The sequence below is a fragment of the Polaribacter sp. IC073 genome (genome assembly GCF_007997075.1).
Taxonomy (GTDB): Bacteria; Bacteroidota; Bacteroidia; order Flavobacteriales; family Flavobacteriaceae; genus Polaribacter.
Window position 1 is genome coordinate 21728 of the sequence record NZ_VORS01000005.1, and the last position, 18556, is coordinate 40283.

Below are 18556 nucleotides of genomic sequence, written 5' to 3' on the forward strand. Positions count from 1 at the left end.
TTACTTATGATAAAAAGTATATTCATTTTATTCTTATTGTTTACAGCTAGTGTTTATAGTCAGTCACCAGATTGGTCTGTAAACGCTAGCTCTTATCAATATAATATGACATTTACCGTTTTTTTAAATGTTGATGGAACTATGTTAACAAATGTAAACGATAAAGTAGGCGCATTTGTTAATGGAGAAAATAGAGGTGAAGCCACAGTTGTGTATAATTCAAACGCTAAAAAGTATGTTGCTTATTTGTCTGTTGTAGCAAATACGGTTGGTGAAACTATCAACTTTAAAATTTACGACAGTACTAATAATGCTATTGTGGATGTAGTAAAAACTGAAGTCTTTGAAATAAATAAGAACATTGGTGGTGCATTTCAATCTTATAGTATTGCAAAACCAACCCTAAGTTCGCAAGCAGTAATTAATAGTTTTTCATTTGATGGAATTACTCTAGAAAGCAATTCTATAGTTAATAAGACCATTCTTATAGAAGTAGCATCTGAGGTAGATATTACAAGTTTAACGCCTGTTTTTACAACGGAAAGTAATTCTAAAGTTTATTTGAACAAAGTTCTACAAGTTTCTGGGAGTAATACTTTAGATTTCACAAATGATGTAGTGTTTGAGGTTCTATCGGAAGATGAATCTCAAAATAGTAGCTACACCATAAGAGTTAAAAAAGTAGTGAATACCTCTGATAATGATATTACTTTTTCAGATGCTACTTATGTTTTTAATGGCACAGAGAAATTTTTATCAATAGCAGGTACTTTACCAAATGGTACAACAGTTATGTATTCAAATAATGGTTTAACAAATGTTGGTAGTAAACAAGTGACAGCAACAATTTCTGGCGCTAATTTTCAAGAATTAGTCTTAACAGCAAGTTTAACTATTAGTCCAGCGATAATTACTGGAGTTACTTTTTCTGATGCAAATTCTGATTATGATGGATCTGAAAAGTCAATCTTAATTGAAGGTATTATTCCTAGCGGAACCGAACTTAATTACGTGTCTAATTCTAGAACAGCTGCGGGTGTGCAAGAAGTATTCGCGCTCATATCAGGAGATAATTATGTGAATGTAGTTTTAAAAGCAGTTTTAACAATTAGAAAAGCAAGTTTTAATACAAGCTTTACTTTTAATAATAAAAGTTTTATATTCGATGGAAGCTCTAAATCTATAGCTATTACAGAGAATTTACCAATTGATGCTTCAATAGTATATGTGAATAACGATAAAACAGATTCTGGAATTCACGAAGTTTTAGCGACTATTTCTAAAGTAAACTATGAAGATTTGGTGTTAAAAGCCAACTTGACAATAACCAAAGCTAGGTTTAATGGTTTTTCTTTTCTAGACAAGAGTTTTATCTTTGATGATACACAAAAATCGATTGCAATTACAGGTAATTTACCAAAAGACACTACTGTTTCTTACACAAATAATAATTTAATAAATGTTGGTATTCATGAAGTTATTGCAATTATTTCGGGTAAAAACCATAAGGATTTAATTTTAAAAGCCAACTTAACAATTACCAAAGCAACATTAAGTGGTTTCACTTTTATAGATACTAGCTTTGTATATAATGGCGAAATAAAATCGATAGCAATCATAGGTGATTTACCAACAGGAGTTTCTGTTTCTTACACAAATAATAATTTAACAGAGGTTGGCGTACATGAAGTTACCGCGACCATATCAGGAGGTAATTATAAGGATTTGGTTTTAAAAGCGAGTGTTACAATTACAAAAAACACATTAGGCACGTTTACTTTTACTAACAGAGATTTTGTGTTTGATGGTATGCAGAAATCCATTACCATTTTAGAATGTTTACCCACAGGAACTTCCGTTTCATACACAAATAATTCTGCTACCAATACTGGTTTATATGAGGTTACGGCAACCATTTCTGGTAACAATTATGAAAATTTAATTTTAAAGGCAACTCTAAGAATAACCGAAGCAACTTTAAACGGTTTTGCTTTTGCAGGTAAAAGCTTCGTCTATGATAGCACCTCAAAATCAATTGTAATTTCGGGTGCTTTACCAAGCAATACTTCCGTTTCTTATATAGGCAATAATCAAACAGAAACCGGTGAATACGAGGTTGTTGCAACTATTTCTGGTGCGAACTATAAAGATTTAATTTTAAAAGCAAACTTAACAATAACTAAAGCAACTTTAAGTGGTTATGTTTTTGAGAATAAGAGTTTTGTGTATGATGAAAAGCCAAAAACGCTTATAATTACAGGTAATTTGCCTACAGGAACTTCAGTTTCTTATACCAACAACAATAAGTTAGAAGCAGGGATTTATGAAGTGGCAGCAACCATTTCTAAACCCAATTATTTAGATTTGATTTTAAAAGCAGTGTTATCAATTTCTAAGGCAGATCAAGTAATTTCTTTTGAACCGATAGTACTTCCTTCAGATAAAAATGAATTTACATTAACAGCAACAATAAGTTCTAATTTAGAAATTGTGTATACAAGTTCTAATATATCTGTAGCAAAAGTTTCTGGGAGTACTATTTCTTTAGTAGATTCTGGTGTTACTATAATAACAGCAAGCCAACCAGGAAATGTAAATTATAATGTAGCTGAAAATAAATCTCAAGAACTAATTTTTTCTACTTTAACGACCAATGGAAATTTTATTTTAAATAAATCGATTGTATTGTATCCCAATCCCGTAAAATTAAAGGTTAAACTTAAAACAGATTTACAAGAGGCGTTGGAGGTTTCTATTTTTGATGCAACAGGTAAACAAGTAAAAAAAATAAACAATTACCAATCAGAAAAAGATATTGATGTAAGTCTTTTTACTGCTGGTAATTATTTTATAAAAATAAAAGATGCTACAGGTAAAACAACTGTAAAGCGTTTCATTAAACTTTAGGACTATTTTAAATCAAGAATTACACACACTTAAAACACTTAAAGGAATAATTCTTTTAAGTGTTTTTTGATGTACATAACTATTCGAAATCTGTCATATTAACGTTGTTTTCCTTGAGATACACCTTGATGTCTTTTGATGCACTTGCCATATTTTTAAAGCCTTTTGGCGTAGATTTAAATTGAGATTTAAAGCTTTTTGAAAAATATTTAGGATTATTAAATCCAACAAGATACGCAACTTCAGAAATATTGTATCCGTATTTTGCTAATAATACAGCAGCCTTATTTAAACGAGTTTGACGAATGTAATCGATAAGGCTTAACCCTGTTAATGAAGAACATTTTCTATACAAACTAGAATGACTCATGTTTAATTTATCCGCTAACTCGTCTACTTTAAAATTAGAGTCACTTAAACGTTCATTTACTATTTTATTTAAACTTTCTAAAAAGAGTTCATCTTGCGACTTTTCTATTTTTACTTTAGGGTTGTTAATAAGTTCTTTTCTATATTTAGAAATAATAGATTCTTTTGCTGCAATAATGTTGTGAATTTTCAGTAATAATTCATTAGAGTTAAAAGGCTTGTTTATATATTCTATTGCACCTGTTTTTAAACCTGTAATTTTTGCTTGCGTAGAGTTTTTTGCGGTAAGTAAAACAATGGGAATGTGCTTTGTTAAATTGTCTTTAGAGAGTACGTCACACATTTCTATGCCATCCATTTCGGGCATCATCACATCACTAATTATTAAATCTGGTAAATTGTTTTTTGCTAAATAATACCCTTCTTTTCCGTTGTCTGCTAATATGATATTGTAGTGTTCTAGCAATAAATCTTGCAGGAATTTCTGAAGCTCAAGATTATCTTCAACCACTAAAATTGTTTTCTTAGTTGTATTAATATCGTTTTTTAAAATGGTTTCTGTAAAGTTTGTTGTATTTGTTTCAATCTTTTTTTGAGTCTCTTTTTTACTTGATGTGATTTTTTCATCATCCGCATAAAAATTTTCAGACACAGGTAATTTAATGGTAAATGTAGTGCCTTCAGACTTAGAGCTTTCTACTTTAATTTTCCCTTTGTGTAAATGAATCAACTCTTTGGTAAGTGCCAATCCTATTCCTGTTCCTTTTGCGTTGTTTCTATTGGTAGATCTATAAAATAATTTAAAAATATCTGCTAGTTCTTCTTTCTGAATTCCTACTCCCGAATCTGATATAGAAATTTTCAAAACTTCCTTCTTATTAAGTGGTTTAACCGTTAATTGAATATTGCCTTCTTTAGGCGTGTATTTAAAAGCATTTCCAAGAATGTTATATAAAATATGTTCAACTTTATCTTTGTCATACCAAGTGTTTTCTATATTGTTTGGGCAATTGATAGTAAAATCTATATTCTTTATTCTTGCCAATTCTTTAAAGGATAAGCAAATTTGATCGATGTTTTCTTTTAGATTATTCCGAGTTACAGATAAATTTAATCTATTTAAATCTCTATTTCTAACGAGTGTTAAATCTCTTGCGATTCTAGACAACCTACCCGCGTTGTTAGAAATAATGTTTAAACGTTCTTTAAGAAGCAGGTTTCCATTTTGTTCTGCTCTCTTTAACATGTCATCTATAGGACCAAGAATTAGGGTTATTGGGGTCTGAATTTCATGAGACATTTTGGTGAAAAAATTTATTTTCTCTTTGTGAAGCTCTTTCTCTTTTCGTCTGCTAATTTTATTTATTAGTAGTTTTCTTCTAATAAGTATCCATTTAGAAAAGCTAAAGATTAAAATAAATAGAATTAAAAGATAGAATAGGTATGCATAAGAATTTTGCCAAATTGGTGGAGATATCGCAATATTTATTTGCTTGCTCAATACATTTAAGGGTTGATTGATTTCGTTTGCTTTAATTTCGAAAACATAATCTCCGGAAGGAATGTTTGTGTACGTTGCAGACCCCTCAGAATAGGTAGATTTCCACTCTTTATCAAAACCTTTTAATCGATATGAATAATTATAATTCGGATTTATAATATTGCCAATAGCGGCAAATTTAATTGTAAAAGAAGATTGATTGTACTTTAAATGTAACTGATTAACATTAAAGATTTCAGAATGTATTTGTTCTGGAATTATTTGTTTTGCGGGTTTGTTTAAAATATCGATACTTGTTACAAATAAATGTGCTTTAATCTGTGTTTTAGTTAATTTTGTAGGGTCAAAAAAGTTAATTCCTTTTGAGCTTCCGAAGTAAATTTGGTCATCTTTGTCTTTAAAACTACTTCTAATAATGTAAGGTTCTTCTTGAAACCCCTCAGAGGAATAATAAGAAATAACTTCTTTTTTTTCAACATTAAAATGGTGAATACCATGATAAGAACTCAACCATAAATTTGTTGAATCTTTTGCAACTATAGAAGTAAAACTATGTTTTTTATTTGGGAATAAATCTCTAAACTCATGAAAAGTAGTTGTTTTAGTGTTGAATAATTCTAGATCTAGATCTTGGTTAATGAACCATATTTCATTTTTCTTACCTAAAGACATATCTATTATTCGTGAAGCTGTTTTTTTATCAGCATTAGAATACCTTGAAAATGTAGATTTAACGAGGCTTTTAAGATCCTCGTTAAATTTATAAAGACCTCCATCTTGTTGACCAATCCAAATATTATTAGCATGATCTTCAATAATACTTTCTACAACAATACCATTAAGAGGTGATTTATTATTATTAAAACCAGCCAATAATTTTTCGTTTTTATCATAAATATTTAAAGATACTGTAGAGCCTACCCAAATTCGTCCTTTAGAATCTTTAAACGTAGTTCTTACATCTTTAGCCTCTTGATTTAATTTATTTGTAACGATAATTTTTGAAAATTTTTCGGTTTTAGAATTGAATTTCCACAATCCGTTTCTGTAAGTTCCTAGCCAGATATTGGCATTATCATCTTCCGTTATAGATTGAATGTAGAAATTATTCTCAATATTATTAAAGTATTCTTTTGGGTTTTTATTTTTTTCAATTCGAGTTAAACCATTGCCGTCTGTACCAATCCATAAGGTTTCTTTAGAACTTTTATAAACACTTAAAACCCTAACAGGTGTGCCAGAAATAGAGCCTTTATGATACTTAATGTTATTGTTGGGTGTAGGGATTACATTGGCATTACCATGATTGGTAACTAACCAGATGTTTTGTTGTAAATCTTTGCTGATATTAATTATTGTATTGCTGCTAATAGAAAATAGGTTCGGAAATTTATTCTTATAAATAATAATTTTCCCGGTTTCACTATTTATTTTATAAATACCACCACCATCTGTTCCTGCCCAAATAAAACCATTTGTATCGTAAAAAAAACTGATGAAGAACTCCTTTTTTATTCCTGCTGTTTTCCCTTTTAAAAATGAATTTTGAATTAGTTTTCTCTGCTTTATATCATAAATAAATAAGCCATGAGCCTCCGTTCCAATCCATAATTTACCATTATTGTCAACTTGTAAAATGGTAACTCCAGGGTAATTTGAATAGTCTGAAACAATCTCTTCCATGCTATTTGTTTTTAAAGAATAGTTGTAAACTCTGCCCTTATTAGTGCTTATAAAAAACTCATTTCCTCTTGAAGCCTCTATACTAATAATACGATTCTCTGTGCTAGCTGTATTCGGAACTGTACAAATATATTTGGCCTTGTTATTAAATACTGTATATATTTTTCCGGAAGTTGTGGCTAGTAGAAGACCTATTCTTATGGGTTTTATAATTTCTATCGGTTCTTTTATAAGGTGCTCTATAGAAGTAAAAGTTCCGCTTTTAGAATCATATTTAGTTAAAAGACCTTTGGTAGATTTTATCCAAATATTATTATTGTTGTCAGAGGAGATCTGTTTTATTCGATCATTAGAAGTAAGTGCTGTAAAAACTTCTTTTATATCGATAAAGTTATAGGAATAACCATTGTATTTTAAAATACCATAATTACTAGACATCCAGATGTTTCCTATAGAGTCATGAGCAATTTGGCTGATGTTTAGTTGTTTGTTTTCGTAAAGAGGGCTTATGTGTTTTACATTCAAATTACTTTGCGCGTTAAAGCTTATAATTGAACCAATCGTCAAGAAAAATAAGAAAAAAAAACTTTTTTTAGAATTCATTTTATTAAAAATATAGTAAAAAACAGAGTATAAAGATATTCTTTATTTTAGGATTTTTTTTTAAAATCACTACCTATTATTGGAGTAAATATTCTTCAAAAAAGTGTACTAATTAGTCAAAAGGCATTATTTGACTACAATTAATGCCTTTTTTGGCAGAAATAAGAGCTGTTTTATGAAATTAAAAAAGACATATTTGTAATGTTAAAATATAATAACGTACATATGAAATCAAAATCAAGAAGGTCTTTTGTAAAAAAAACAGCTGCAGCTACTGCAGGATTCTCAATACTACCTAATTTGTCATTTGGGGCAGACTTCAATTTAAATAAAGAGAAGTTAAAGGTAGCCTTTATTGGAGTTGGATTAAGAGGAACAAATCATTTAAACAATGCTTTACAAAGAAAAGATGTAGAGGTTACTGCAATTTGCGACTTAGATCAGAAGCGAATAGACCTTGCCTTAGACAAAATTAAGAAAGCAGGTCATAAAGCTCCAAAGGTTTTTGGAAAAAACGATTATGATTATAAAAATCTTTTAGACTTAAAAGAGATTGATGCTGTAATAATAGCAACACCTTGGTTGTGGCATACAAAAATGGCGGTAGATGCTATGAAAGCCGGTAAATATACTGGTTTAGAGGTTTCTGCTGCAAACACATTAGAAGAATGCTGGGACTTGGTAAACGCACACGAAGAAACAGGTTCGCATCTAATGATTTTAGAGAACGTAAATTATCGTAGAGATGTTTTAGCCGTGCTTAATATGGTGAAGCAAAATGTTTTTGGAGAATTATTACACTTTAGATGTGGTTATAGACACGATTTAAGGGGTGTTAAATTTAACGATGGAAAAAGCGCCTACGGTAAAGGGGCAGAATTTGGTGAGAAAGGAATCTCTGAATCTGCTTGGAGAACGCAGCATTCACTTTTAAGAAATGCAGATGTTTACCCAACTCATGGTTTAGGACCTGTAGCGGTTATGGCAGATATTAATAGAGGAAATCGTTTGGTATCTATAACATCACATGCTACAAAAGCTGTTGGTTTAAATAAATATATTAAAGAAGTTGGTGGAGAAAACCACCCGAATGCAAAGTTAAAATGGAAGCAAGGAGACATTATCACTTCAACTATAGAAACTGCGAACGGAGAAACAATTATTGTAACTCATGATGTAAACTCACCAAGACCTTATTCTTTAGGCTTTGAAGTACAAGGAAGTCAAGGAGTTTCAGAATTCGATTATCACACACAAAGAATACATATTGAAGGAAAAACACAAGCACATGTTTGGGATGACATGGATGCATGGTTAGAAAAATATGACCATCCATTATGGAAAAAATATGGTGATTCTGCAACAGAAGCAGGGCATGGAGGTATTGATTTCTTCGTACTAAATGCTTTTATAGAATCTGCAAAAGAAAATATTGCACCGCCTATGGATGCATACGACGCTGCGGCTTGGAGTGCAGTAACTCCGTTATCTGAACTGTCAATAGAAAATAATGGTGAGCCACAAGATTTTCCAGATTTTACTAGAGGAACATGGATAAAGAGAAAGCCTTATAACTGGATGAAAAATAATTTTTAATCAAAACTAACTAAAATCAATTAAAACCAATTTACATGAAAAAAAAGATATCAATTTTAATAACAATGCTTTTCTTTTCGGCAATGATGCTCGCGCAAGAAAAATCTATTGTTATTACTGTGGTAGATGGTGCAGGGTCACCAATACCGGGTGCAAGTGTTGTTGTTAAAGAAACAACGAAAGGATGGTCTACAGATTTTGATGGTGTAGTAACTATTAAGACAACTTCTGGAAGTATTGTTGTAATTTCTTCTTTAGGTTATGGAGCTAAAGAGGTTGTTATTACAAATCAAACCGATATTAAAGTGTCATTAGAACAAAGTTCTAGTCAATTAGATGAAATTATAGTTGTTGGGTACGGAACTCAAAGTAAAGCTTCATTAACGGGGTCTGTCGCTGTTATAAAATCTGAAGACATTGTTAAGAATTCTACATCTAATATTAGTAGTGCTTTGTCTGGTAGATTAGCAGGCTTGGTTGCTGTACAAAGTTCTGGAGAACCAGGAAGAGATCAGTCTTCTTTACGAATTAGAGGTTTAAGTACTTACAATGGTTCAGAACCTTTGGTGTTAGTGGATGGAATACAACGCTCGTTGAATTCTGTTAATTCTAATGATATAGAAAATATTACGGTACTAAAAGATGCAGCAGCAGGATCTATTTATGGTATGAAAGCCGCAAACGGAGTTATTTTGGTTACAACAAAAAGAGGTGGTAGTAAGAAGCCAGTAATGAGCTACAACTCTTATTACGGAATTCAGAAAAACACAAGAATGCCTAATTTTTTAGACTCATATAATTATGGCGTGCTTTTAAATGAAGCGAATAAAAATGACGGAACAGCAGCAGCGTACACAGCGGCAGAGTTACAAATGTTTAAAGACGGGTCAGATCCAGATCGATACCCAAATACAGATTGGATTAAAGAAACCTTAGGTACAGGAACCATTCAATCGCATGATTTCTCTTTAAGAGGAGGTTACGAAAAAGTAAAATATTTCACTTCTTTAGGATATTTAGAACAAGAGGGTGTTTATAGTACAACAGGTTATAAAAAGTATAACTTCAGATCAAACTTAGATGTAGAAATAAATGATTATATAAATGTTTCTGCAGATTTTAGTGGTGTGTATGAGAATTTTGATCGAGCTGGAACAGGAAGTTCTGGAATATTTTCAAACTTAATGAGAACCTCTCCTACAGAAGTAAACAGGTATTCAAATGGTGGGTATTCAGAAAAAAGTTTATACCAAGAGATTAACAGTAGTGGTTATAACAGAAGTAAGAATTTTACATTTCAATCTAAATTAGCTTTAAACATTAAAGTACCGGGTGTTGATGGTTTAACCTTAATTTCTCAAATTGCTTACGATAGAATTGCAAATAGAAATAAAGCACATTCAACACCATTTACTTATACAGAGTTTAATCCAACTACTGGTGCTTTTACAGACAGTACACCTTCAGACAGAGGGGATACAGCTTCATTAACAGAGAATTCTAACCAAGGGTATTTAAGAACCTTAGAACAAATAATTGATTATAAGAAAAATTTAGGAGATCATAAAGTAGGAGGAAAATTAATTTATTCTAGAACAGAGTCTAGATATGACTTCTTAAGTGCAGGTAGATCTAATTTAATAGGGAATTCTGTAGATTATTTCGTAGTTGGAGATGAAGACACTAGAACAAACTCTAACTCAACATCAGAAACTGCAATTGCAGGTTATGCTGGTCGCTTAAACTATTCTTATCAAGATAAATACTTTATCGAGTTTAATGGTAGGTATGACAAGTCTCATTTGTTTTCTTATGATTTACCAGGAGGATTTTTTCCTTCAGTATCAGGAGCGTGGACAATCTCTAAAGAAGATTTTATGCAAGATTTTGGTAAGCTAGACAATTTAAAATTAAGAGCATCTTATGGTAACTTAGGAAGTGATAATATTGGACGTTTTAGAGATTTATCTTTATACTTTTTTGGAGGACCAATTATTGACAATGGAGAGATTACTAAGACGTTATATGACAATGGTATTGCAGATCCAACTTCTACATGGGAAAAAGCAACTACCTATAATGTAGGTTTAGATGCTTCGTTTTTGAATGGAATGTTTACAGTAGAAGCAGATGTGTTTTACAAAAGAACTACAGATATTTTAGCAAATAGAAGTTTAGAAGTTCCAGGAACTTTCGGAGCAACTTTACCACAACAAAACTTAGGAATTGTTGAAAATAAAGGGTTCGAAGTAGTTTTAGGTCATTCTAATACTGTAAATGATTGGAATTATTATGCAAACTTTAACTTAGGTTTTGCTCGTAACAAGGTCATTGAAGTTTCAGAATCTGAATCTGTAGATGAAAAAATTAGAAGTACAGGTCGTTCAATTGGAGCAAGAGTTGGTTATTTGGCTTCTGGGTTATTTTTTACACAAAAAGAAATAGATGACTTAAATGCAGCTGCACCAGGCGGAGAATATCAGCCTCAAAGTCCAAAACCAGGAGATATTAGGTATGCAGATATAAATGGTGACGGAATTGTAAATGATGATGACCGTACAATAATTGGTAGAGGAACTACTCCAGAAATTACCTATGGTTTAAATATGGGGTTAACCTATAAGCAGTTCGATTTTTCAGTTCTTTTACAAGGAGCAGCTAATTTTGATATGTACTTAAGCGGAGAGGCTTCTTGGGCATTCTTTAACGGGGGTAAAGTGCACGAAGATCATTTAGGTAGAGCACAAATAGGAGCAGATGGTAATGTGATAAATACAAATGCTACGTACCCAAGATTAAGTATTTCTAGTGCAACAATTAATCAAAGAACGTCTTCATACTGGGTAGAATCAGGAGATTATATGAGATTAAAAAATGTTGAAATTGGGTATTCTTTACCGAAAAATGTTTTAAATAAAGTAGGAATTGGAAGTTTACGTTTGTATTTAAATGGAAGAAACTTATTTACTTGGTCTGGAATTGAAAATTTAGATCCAGAAAACCCTCAATCTAGAGGATGGTTTTATCCACAGCAAAAAGTATTTAACCTAGGTATTAATGTTGAATTATAAAAAGAATATGATGAAAAATATTAAAATAATAGTATTAGCATTACTAGGAGTTTTTATAACTTCATGTAATGATGAGTTCCTTGATTTAAAACCATTAGAGTCTATCTCAAGTGAAAATATTTTTAAAGACCCGGCTTTGGCATCTCTTTATTTAAATGAGGTGTATCAAGGAATACCAGATGGGTTTAATAGAGGTTGGTATATGTTAGATGCTGCATCTGATGATGCTGAAAATGCGTATTCTTGGGCAGCTTCAAATGCAAGTTTTAATACTTCAAGTATAACACCCGCAAATTCACCATTTAATGGCGCTTGGGGTAATTCTTACAGACAAATTAGAAGGATAAACGAGTTCATTTTAAATTATAATGATTTAGAAGGTGGTGCAAATGTAGTAGATAGATTAAAAGGTGAGGCTCATTTTTTACGAGCTTTCTATTATGCAGAATTGTTAAAACACTTTGGTGGCGTTCCAATTATTAAAGTTCCTCAAAATCTAGAAGGAGATGATTTATTAGTTACCAGAAACACAAGATTGGAAACTTTAGATTTTATTGTAGAGGAATTAGATGCGGCAATTGGTTTTTTTGCAACAGCAAGTTCTGCAGGATCAACAAGAGCAAGTTTAATAGGTTCTCATGCTTTAAAAGGAAGAGTTTTGTTGTATGAAGGTAGGTATACAGAATCTGCAGCTGCTTCTAAAAAAGCATTAGACATAAAAAGTGCATTAGACGCAAATTATCAAAATATTTTTTTAGATGATGATACAGATGAGGTTATTTTTGATAAGCAATTTAAAGACCCAGATAAAGTACATTATGGTAATCTTTTTAACTATCCAAAATCTACCAGAGGAATAAGTGGATGGGGAGGAACCAATCCTACTCAAAACTTAGTAGATCAATATGAAATGAAGGCTACGGGTAAAATGATTACAGATGTAACTTCTGGATATGATGCAACAAATCCTTATGAAGGTAGGGACCCAAGGTTTTATGCGTCAATCTTGTATGATGGGGCAGAATATTATGGTGTAACTATCCGAACAAGACCTGGAGGAACTGAACATATTGACACAAGTGGAGATTGGACAAAGACGGGTTACAGTCTAAAGAAGTTAATTCAGAATGACCAAGCAAGAAGAAATTCGGGTACACAGCATTGGGTATTTATGAGGGTTGCAGAAGTGCATTTAAACTATGCAGAAGCTTTAATAGAAGCGGGGACTAGTTTAGGTCTGGCAAAAGCATCTATAGATATGGTTAGACAACGTTCTGAAATGCCAGCAATTACTTTAAGTGGTCAAGCCGAAATGAGAACAAAAGTTAGACATGAAAGACGTATTGAACTTGCTTTTGAAGAGCACCGTTTTTGGGATTTAAGAAGATGGAAAATAGCAGGAGATCCAGAGGTATTAAATATCTATAGAATGAAAATGGATACAAATGGAAATTTTCTTGGAAAAGATTTATGGGAAACCCGTACATGGAAAGATAGTCACTACTTAATGCCTATCCCGCAAAGTGAAATGGACAAGAATAAAAATTTAACACAGAATAAAGATTATTAATTAATTATATTTGAATTAGTTTTCTAGAGCCCATTTAATTGTCTTATAATGGGCTCTAGTTTTTTAATATAATAAAATATAGAATGAAGAAAATAATTATATTCATAGCAATCTTTACTTTGTGGTCTTCATGTAATAGTGAATCAAAAAAGCAGCGTAAAGAAACTTCTATTCAAAGTTTAAATTCAAAAGAATTATTTACGGTTTTATCTCCAGAAACTACAGGTATCCGTTTTTTTAATGAGTTGAAAGAGAATACTTATATGAATGGATTGTTATATGAGTATTATTATAATGGTGGCGGAGTTGCTGTTGCAGATTTTAACAATGATGGGTTAATTGATATTTATTATGTAAATAGTATAAAATCAAACTCATTATATTTAAATGAGGGCAATATGAAGTTTAAGGAAGTAACCAAAGAAGCCAATGCTAGCGGAGGTTATGGGTTTGGAACAGGAGTGACAGTTGTAGATATAAATAATGACGGCTTAATGGATATTTATTACGCTAAGTCAGGTAAAATAAGTGACTTAGATAAGCGCAGAAATGTATTGTTAGTAAACAAAGGGATTGATGAAAAGGGGATTCCGAAGTTTGAAAATCAAGCAAAAAAATACGGACTAGATACTCCGGATTTCACAACACAGGCTACTTTTTTTGATTACGACAAAGATGGAGATTTAGACATGTTCATCATAAACCATGGTATTGGTACTTATGATGAAAATGATCTAAAAAATCTACTTTCTCAAAAATCAAAACACAGAGGAAATCGTTTGTATGAAAATGTAAATGATTTTTATGTAGATGTAAGTGAAAAAGCCAATATTATAAACAATATGATTGGTTATGGTTTGGGTGTTTCTATTGGTGATTTAAACAATGATGGTTGGCCAGATATTTATGTTGGTAACGATTTTTCAGAAAAAGATTTTCTATATATTAATAATAAAAATGGCACTTTTAAAGAGTCTTCAGAAATAGCACTGCAACATATGTCTAATTTCTCTATGGGAAATGATATTGCCGATATGAATAACGATGGTTATTTAGATATTATGGCGGTAGATATGATGGCAGAAGATAATTTTTCACAAAAGACCAGTATGAGTGGTATGGATCCAGAAAAATTTTATGAAAACAAGAAACTGGGTTTACATAATCAATATATGTACAATACACTGCAATTAAATAGTGGTGTAAATAAGGAAACCAATATGCCAATGTTTTCTGAAATCGGACAATTATCAGGTATATCAAGTACAGATTGGAGTTGGGCTCCTCTTTTTTTAGATATGAATAATGATGGTCATAAAGATCTGTTTATATCAAATGGTATTAAAGGAGATTTTAGAAACAATGACTTTGTAAATTATAGAAAAAAGAAACAAAAAGAGGTTATAAAAAATAAAAGCATTCAGACAAGTTCGTATATGAGTGATATTTTGTCTAAAATGCCTACTAGGCAAAAAGAAAATTATTTTTATTTAAATAATGGAGATTTAACGTTTCAAAAGTTAAAAATAGTGCAAAACGCAACCAATTCTAATGGTGCAGCGTATGCCGATTTTAATAATGATGGTGCCCTAGATATTGTTGTTAATAATTCTGCGGGTATTTCTTACATCTATAAAAACAACACAACTTCTAATAATTATTTAAAGGTTAAATTAAAAGGGACCAAAAAGAATGTCAATGCAATTGGTGCTAGAGTAGAGTTGTACGCAAATAATACACAACAAACAATAGAGAATTATTTCACAAGAGGTTTTCAATCAGCAATGGCAGATGCCTTACATTTTGGAGTGAAAGGAGTTACAGTAATTGATAGTGTTAAGGTAATATGGAATGATGCTTCTATTCAGATTTATAAAAAAGTAAAAGTAAATCAAGCCATAGAATTGGTTTATGATAAGAAGGAAACTTATGAAGCCATTAAAAAATCACCACGAAAAGATTTGTTTACAGAAATAACAAAAAAATCAGGTATCAACTTTGTACACAAGGAAAATAATTTTAATGATTTTGAAAAAGAAACCTTATTACCACATAGAATGTCGCAGTTAGGTCCTGCTTTAGCTGTGGCAGATGTAAATAATGATGGTTTAGATGATTTCTTTATTGGTGGCGCAAAAAATAGTAAAAGTGCCTTATACATTCAACAAGAAACAGGAGAATTTATTAAAAATAGCAATGTGTTTTCTAGAGATAAAAAATATGAAGATGTTGGTGCAATATTTTTTGATGCAGATCTAGATGGTGATCTAGATTTATATGTAATAAGTGGCGGAAGTGAAGCAAAACCCAATGATAGTTACTACACAGACCGATTTTATGAGAATAAAGGAGATGGTAAGTTTGTAAAGAATACTACCGCAATACCTACTATAACTTCTAGCGGATTGAGAGTGTCTGCTTCAGATTTTGATAATGATGGTGATATAGATTTATTTATTGGAGGAAGAATTAAGCCCGGTTTTTATGGACGTCCTGTAAAAAGTTATTTATTAGAAAATAATACTGAAAAAGGCAAAATAAAATTTACGGATGTTACTGCAGAATATTTGCCAGAATTGGTAAGCCATACAATGATTACGGCATCAACTTGGGCAGACATAGATAAAGATGGTGATCAAGATTTACTTATAGCAAACGAATGGGGACCTATTGAGTTGTATACAAATCAGCGAGGTTCATTTACTAATGAAACAGAAAAGTATGGTTTATTGGAGCATGTTGGTTGGTGGAGTTCTATTGAGGTGAATGATATTGATAATGATGGCGATTTAGACGTAATTGCCGGTAATTTAGGTTTAAATTATAAATACAAAGCAGATTTTGAGAAGCCTTTTTACATGTATTTAAATGATTTTGATGGTAATAATACAGAAGATATTGTTTTAGGATATAGTCAGAATGACCAGGTTTTCCCGGTAAGAGGTCGTTCTTGTTCTTCGGCACAAATGCCCTTTATTCAAGAGAAGTTTAAAAATTATAATGAATTTGGTTCTGCTAGTGTAAAAGATATTTATGGCGATAAATTAAAAGAAAGTCTATCCTACAAAGCAACTTATTTTGCAACGTCAATTCTTAAAAACACCAATGGAAAATTTGAATTCAACCCTTTAGAGAATAGAGCCCAATTATCGTCCGTAAATAAAATTTTGATAAACGATTTTAATAACGATGCAGTCAAAGATATACTACTTTTAGGGAATTTATTTGGGTCGGAAGTAGAAACTCCAAGAAATGACAGTAATTACGGGTTTTTGCTTCAAGGGAATCTAAATAAAGAGTTTGAATTTATTTCCAACCAAGAGTCTAACTTATGGGCTGGAGGAGATGTAAAAGATGCTGCTTTTATAAAAGTAGGAGCATCTAAAGCTATTTTAGTTGCTAGAAATAATGGAGAATTATCATTAATAAAAATTAACAAATAGTTGTGAAGTCCTTGAGGGAAAGTAGGCTATTATAATAATAATCAATAGTTTTGGTTGTATTTATTTTTTTTGTATTTAGAAAAACTTCCATAATTAAACTTTTTTTAGCTAGAACTTCCCAGATACTTTACCCCAACCAGCCATCTCTATCTAAACTCCTATACTGTATTGCTTCTGCAATATGATCTGGAGAAATATCTGCAACAGCTGCTAAATCGGCAATCGTTCTAGAGACTTTCAAAATTCGGTCATAAGCTCTGGCAGACAGGTTTAGTTTCTCCATAGCAGTTTTTAAAAGTAGTTTACTTTCTTCGGATAGTTTGCAAAATTTACGAATCTGTTTTACATTCATTTGAGCATTGTAATGCACATTTTCAAACTCCGTAAATCTTTCTGATTGTATTTCTCGAGAAGCCGTAACGCGTTTTCTAATATCTACAGAAGATTCTCCTTTTCTTTCTTCGGATAATTTTTCGAAAGGTACAGGAGTTACTTCAATATGAATATCAATTCTGTCTAATAAAGGTCCTGAAATTTTACTTAGATAACGCTGCATTTCTTGTGGAGAAGAAGTCATTGGTGAGTTTGGGTCATTAAAAAATCCACTCGGACTCGGGTTCATGCTCGCCACCAACATAAAACTACAAGGATAGGTCACTGTAAATTTAGCTCTAGAAATTGTAACGTCTCTATCTTCTAAAGGTTGACGCATTACTTCTAAAACATCTCTTTTAAACTCTGGTAATTCGTCTAGAAATAGAACACCATTGTGAGACAGAGAAATTTCGCCAGGTCTTGGGTATTGTCCGCCGCCAACAAGTGCAACATTAGAAATTGTGTGATGAGGACTTCTAAAAGGACGTTGGTATAATAAACCTTCATTTTTAGTTTTACCAACCACAGAATGAATTTTTGTAGTTTCTAGAGCTTCATGTAAAGTCATGGGCGGTAAAATCGAAGGCAATCGTTTTGCTAACATGGTTTTTCCAGATCCTGGTGGGCCAATTAGAATAATATTATGTCCGCCAGCAGCAGCAATTTCCATACAACGTTTAATAGATTCTTGACCTTTGACATCAGAAAAATCGAATTCTGGGAAATCGATGTTTTTATAAAACTCTGCTCTTGTATCCACCAAAGTGGGTTCAATTTTTTTATCACCATTAAAATGATTGATCACTTCTAAAATATTGTCTACGCCTAAAATCTCTACATTGTCTACAATAGCTGCTTCTTTTGCATTTGCCTTCGGAAGAATTAAATATTTAAAACCTTCTTCTCTTGCTTTTATAGCAATTGGCAAAGCACCTCTTATGGGTTGTAAACCTCCGTCTAAAGAAAGTTCGCCCATAATAATATATTCGTGTATGGTTTCGGATTTTATTTGACTAGAAGCAGCAAGAATACCAACAGCTAAAGTTAAATCATAAGCAGCACCCTCTTTTCTAATATCAGCTGGCGCCATATTTATAATAATTTTCTTACCAGGAAGTTTGTAGGAATTATTATTTAAAGCAGCAGAAATTCTATAAGAACTTTCTCGTACTGCGTTGTCTGGCAAACCTACTAGATGGTAGCCAATTCCTTTGTCAATATTTACTTCTACGGTAATGGTTGTTGCTTCAATACCGAAAACGGCTGAACCATAAACTTTTACGAGCATTTTTTTTTCTTTTGGATAAAGGTAGAGAAAAAATTGATAATAGATAGTTTGTAAATTATCTGATTTTCTAGTTTAGAATCTCGTAATGATATTTAAAAGTATCCATTTTTTGATATCAGAATATGAATTAGTCAAAAAGAAATAACATAC

The 18556-nt window shown here is 31.6% G+C and carries 7 protein-coding genes; 5 read left to right on the top strand and 2 right to left on the bottom strand.

The window, feature by feature from the left end; all coding sequences use genetic code 11:
* Positions 1-6: 6 nt before the first annotated feature.
* Positions 7-2907 (top strand): MBG domain-containing protein, encoded by a 2901-nt coding sequence (locus tag ES045_RS08505; RefSeq protein ID WP_147115441.1) that lies wholly within the window; start codon positions 7-9, stop codon positions 2905-2907.
* Positions 2908-2986: 79 nt separating this feature from the next.
* Here ES045_RS08505 and ES045_RS08510 read toward each other — a convergent pair whose 3' ends face one another.
* The gene (locus ES045_RS08510; RefSeq protein ID WP_189663060.1) at positions 2987-6985 is read right to left on the bottom strand and encodes an ATP-binding protein; all 3999 of its coding nucleotides are present in this window, start codon (positions 6983-6985) and stop codon (positions 2987-2989) included.
* 303 nt (positions 6986-7288) lie between these two features.
* Between ES045_RS08510 and ES045_RS08515 the strand changes: the two genes are divergently transcribed.
* From ES045_RS08515 to ES045_RS08530, 4 genes are all read left to right on the top strand, one after another.
* Positions 7289-8659, top strand: coding sequence for a Gfo/Idh/MocA family protein (locus ES045_RS08515; RefSeq protein WP_147115447.1), 1371 nt, complete (start codon positions 7289-7291; stop codon positions 8657-8659).
* 35 nt (positions 8660-8694) lie between these two features.
* Positions 8695-11730, top strand: a complete 3036-nt coding sequence (locus tag ES045_RS08520) for a SusC/RagA family TonB-linked outer membrane protein (RefSeq protein ID WP_147115450.1) — start codon at positions 8695-8697, stop codon at positions 11728-11730.
* 10 nt (positions 11731-11740) lie between these two features.
* Positions 11741-13300, top strand: coding sequence for a RagB/SusD family nutrient uptake outer membrane protein (locus ES045_RS08525; protein WP_189663061.1), 1560 nt, complete (start codon positions 11741-11743; stop codon positions 13298-13300).
* Between the two features lie 83 nt (positions 13301-13383).
* Positions 13384-16743, top strand: a complete 3360-nt coding sequence (locus tag ES045_RS08530; RefSeq protein WP_147115456.1) for a VCBS repeat-containing protein — start codon at positions 13384-13386, stop codon at positions 16741-16743.
* Between the two features lie 127 nt (positions 16744-16870).
* Here the strand turns inward: ES045_RS08530 and ES045_RS08535 are convergent, their stop codons facing one another.
* Positions 16871-18406, bottom strand: coding sequence for a YifB family Mg chelatase-like AAA ATPase (locus ES045_RS08535; protein WP_147115459.1), 1536 nt, complete (start codon positions 18404-18406; stop codon positions 16871-16873).
* Between the last annotated feature and the right edge of the window lie 150 nt (positions 18407-18556).

What these genes read in the sequence shown, in the direction of transcription:
- ES045_RS08525 (WP_189663061.1), top strand. Translation starts at nt 11,741, where the DNA reads ATGAAAAATATTAAAATAATAGTATTAGCATTACTAGGAGTTTTTATA.
- ES045_RS08535 (WP_147115459.1), bottom strand. Translation starts at nt 18,406, where the DNA reads ATGCTCGTAAAAGTTTATGGTTCAGCCGTTTTCGGTATTGAAGCAACA.
- ES045_RS08505 (WP_147115441.1), top strand. Translation starts at nt 7, where the DNA reads ATGATAAAAAGTATATTCATTTTATTCTTATTGTTTACAGCTAGTGTT.
- ES045_RS08530 (WP_147115456.1), top strand. Translation starts at nt 13,384, where the DNA reads ATGAAGAAAATAATTATATTCATAGCAATCTTTACTTTGTGGTCTTCA.
- ES045_RS08520 (WP_147115450.1), top strand. Translation starts at nt 8,695, where the DNA reads ATGAAAAAAAAGATATCAATTTTAATAACAATGCTTTTCTTTTCGGCA.
- ES045_RS08515 (WP_147115447.1), top strand. Translation starts at nt 7,289, where the DNA reads ATGAAATCAAAATCAAGAAGGTCTTTTGTAAAAAAAACAGCTGCAGCT.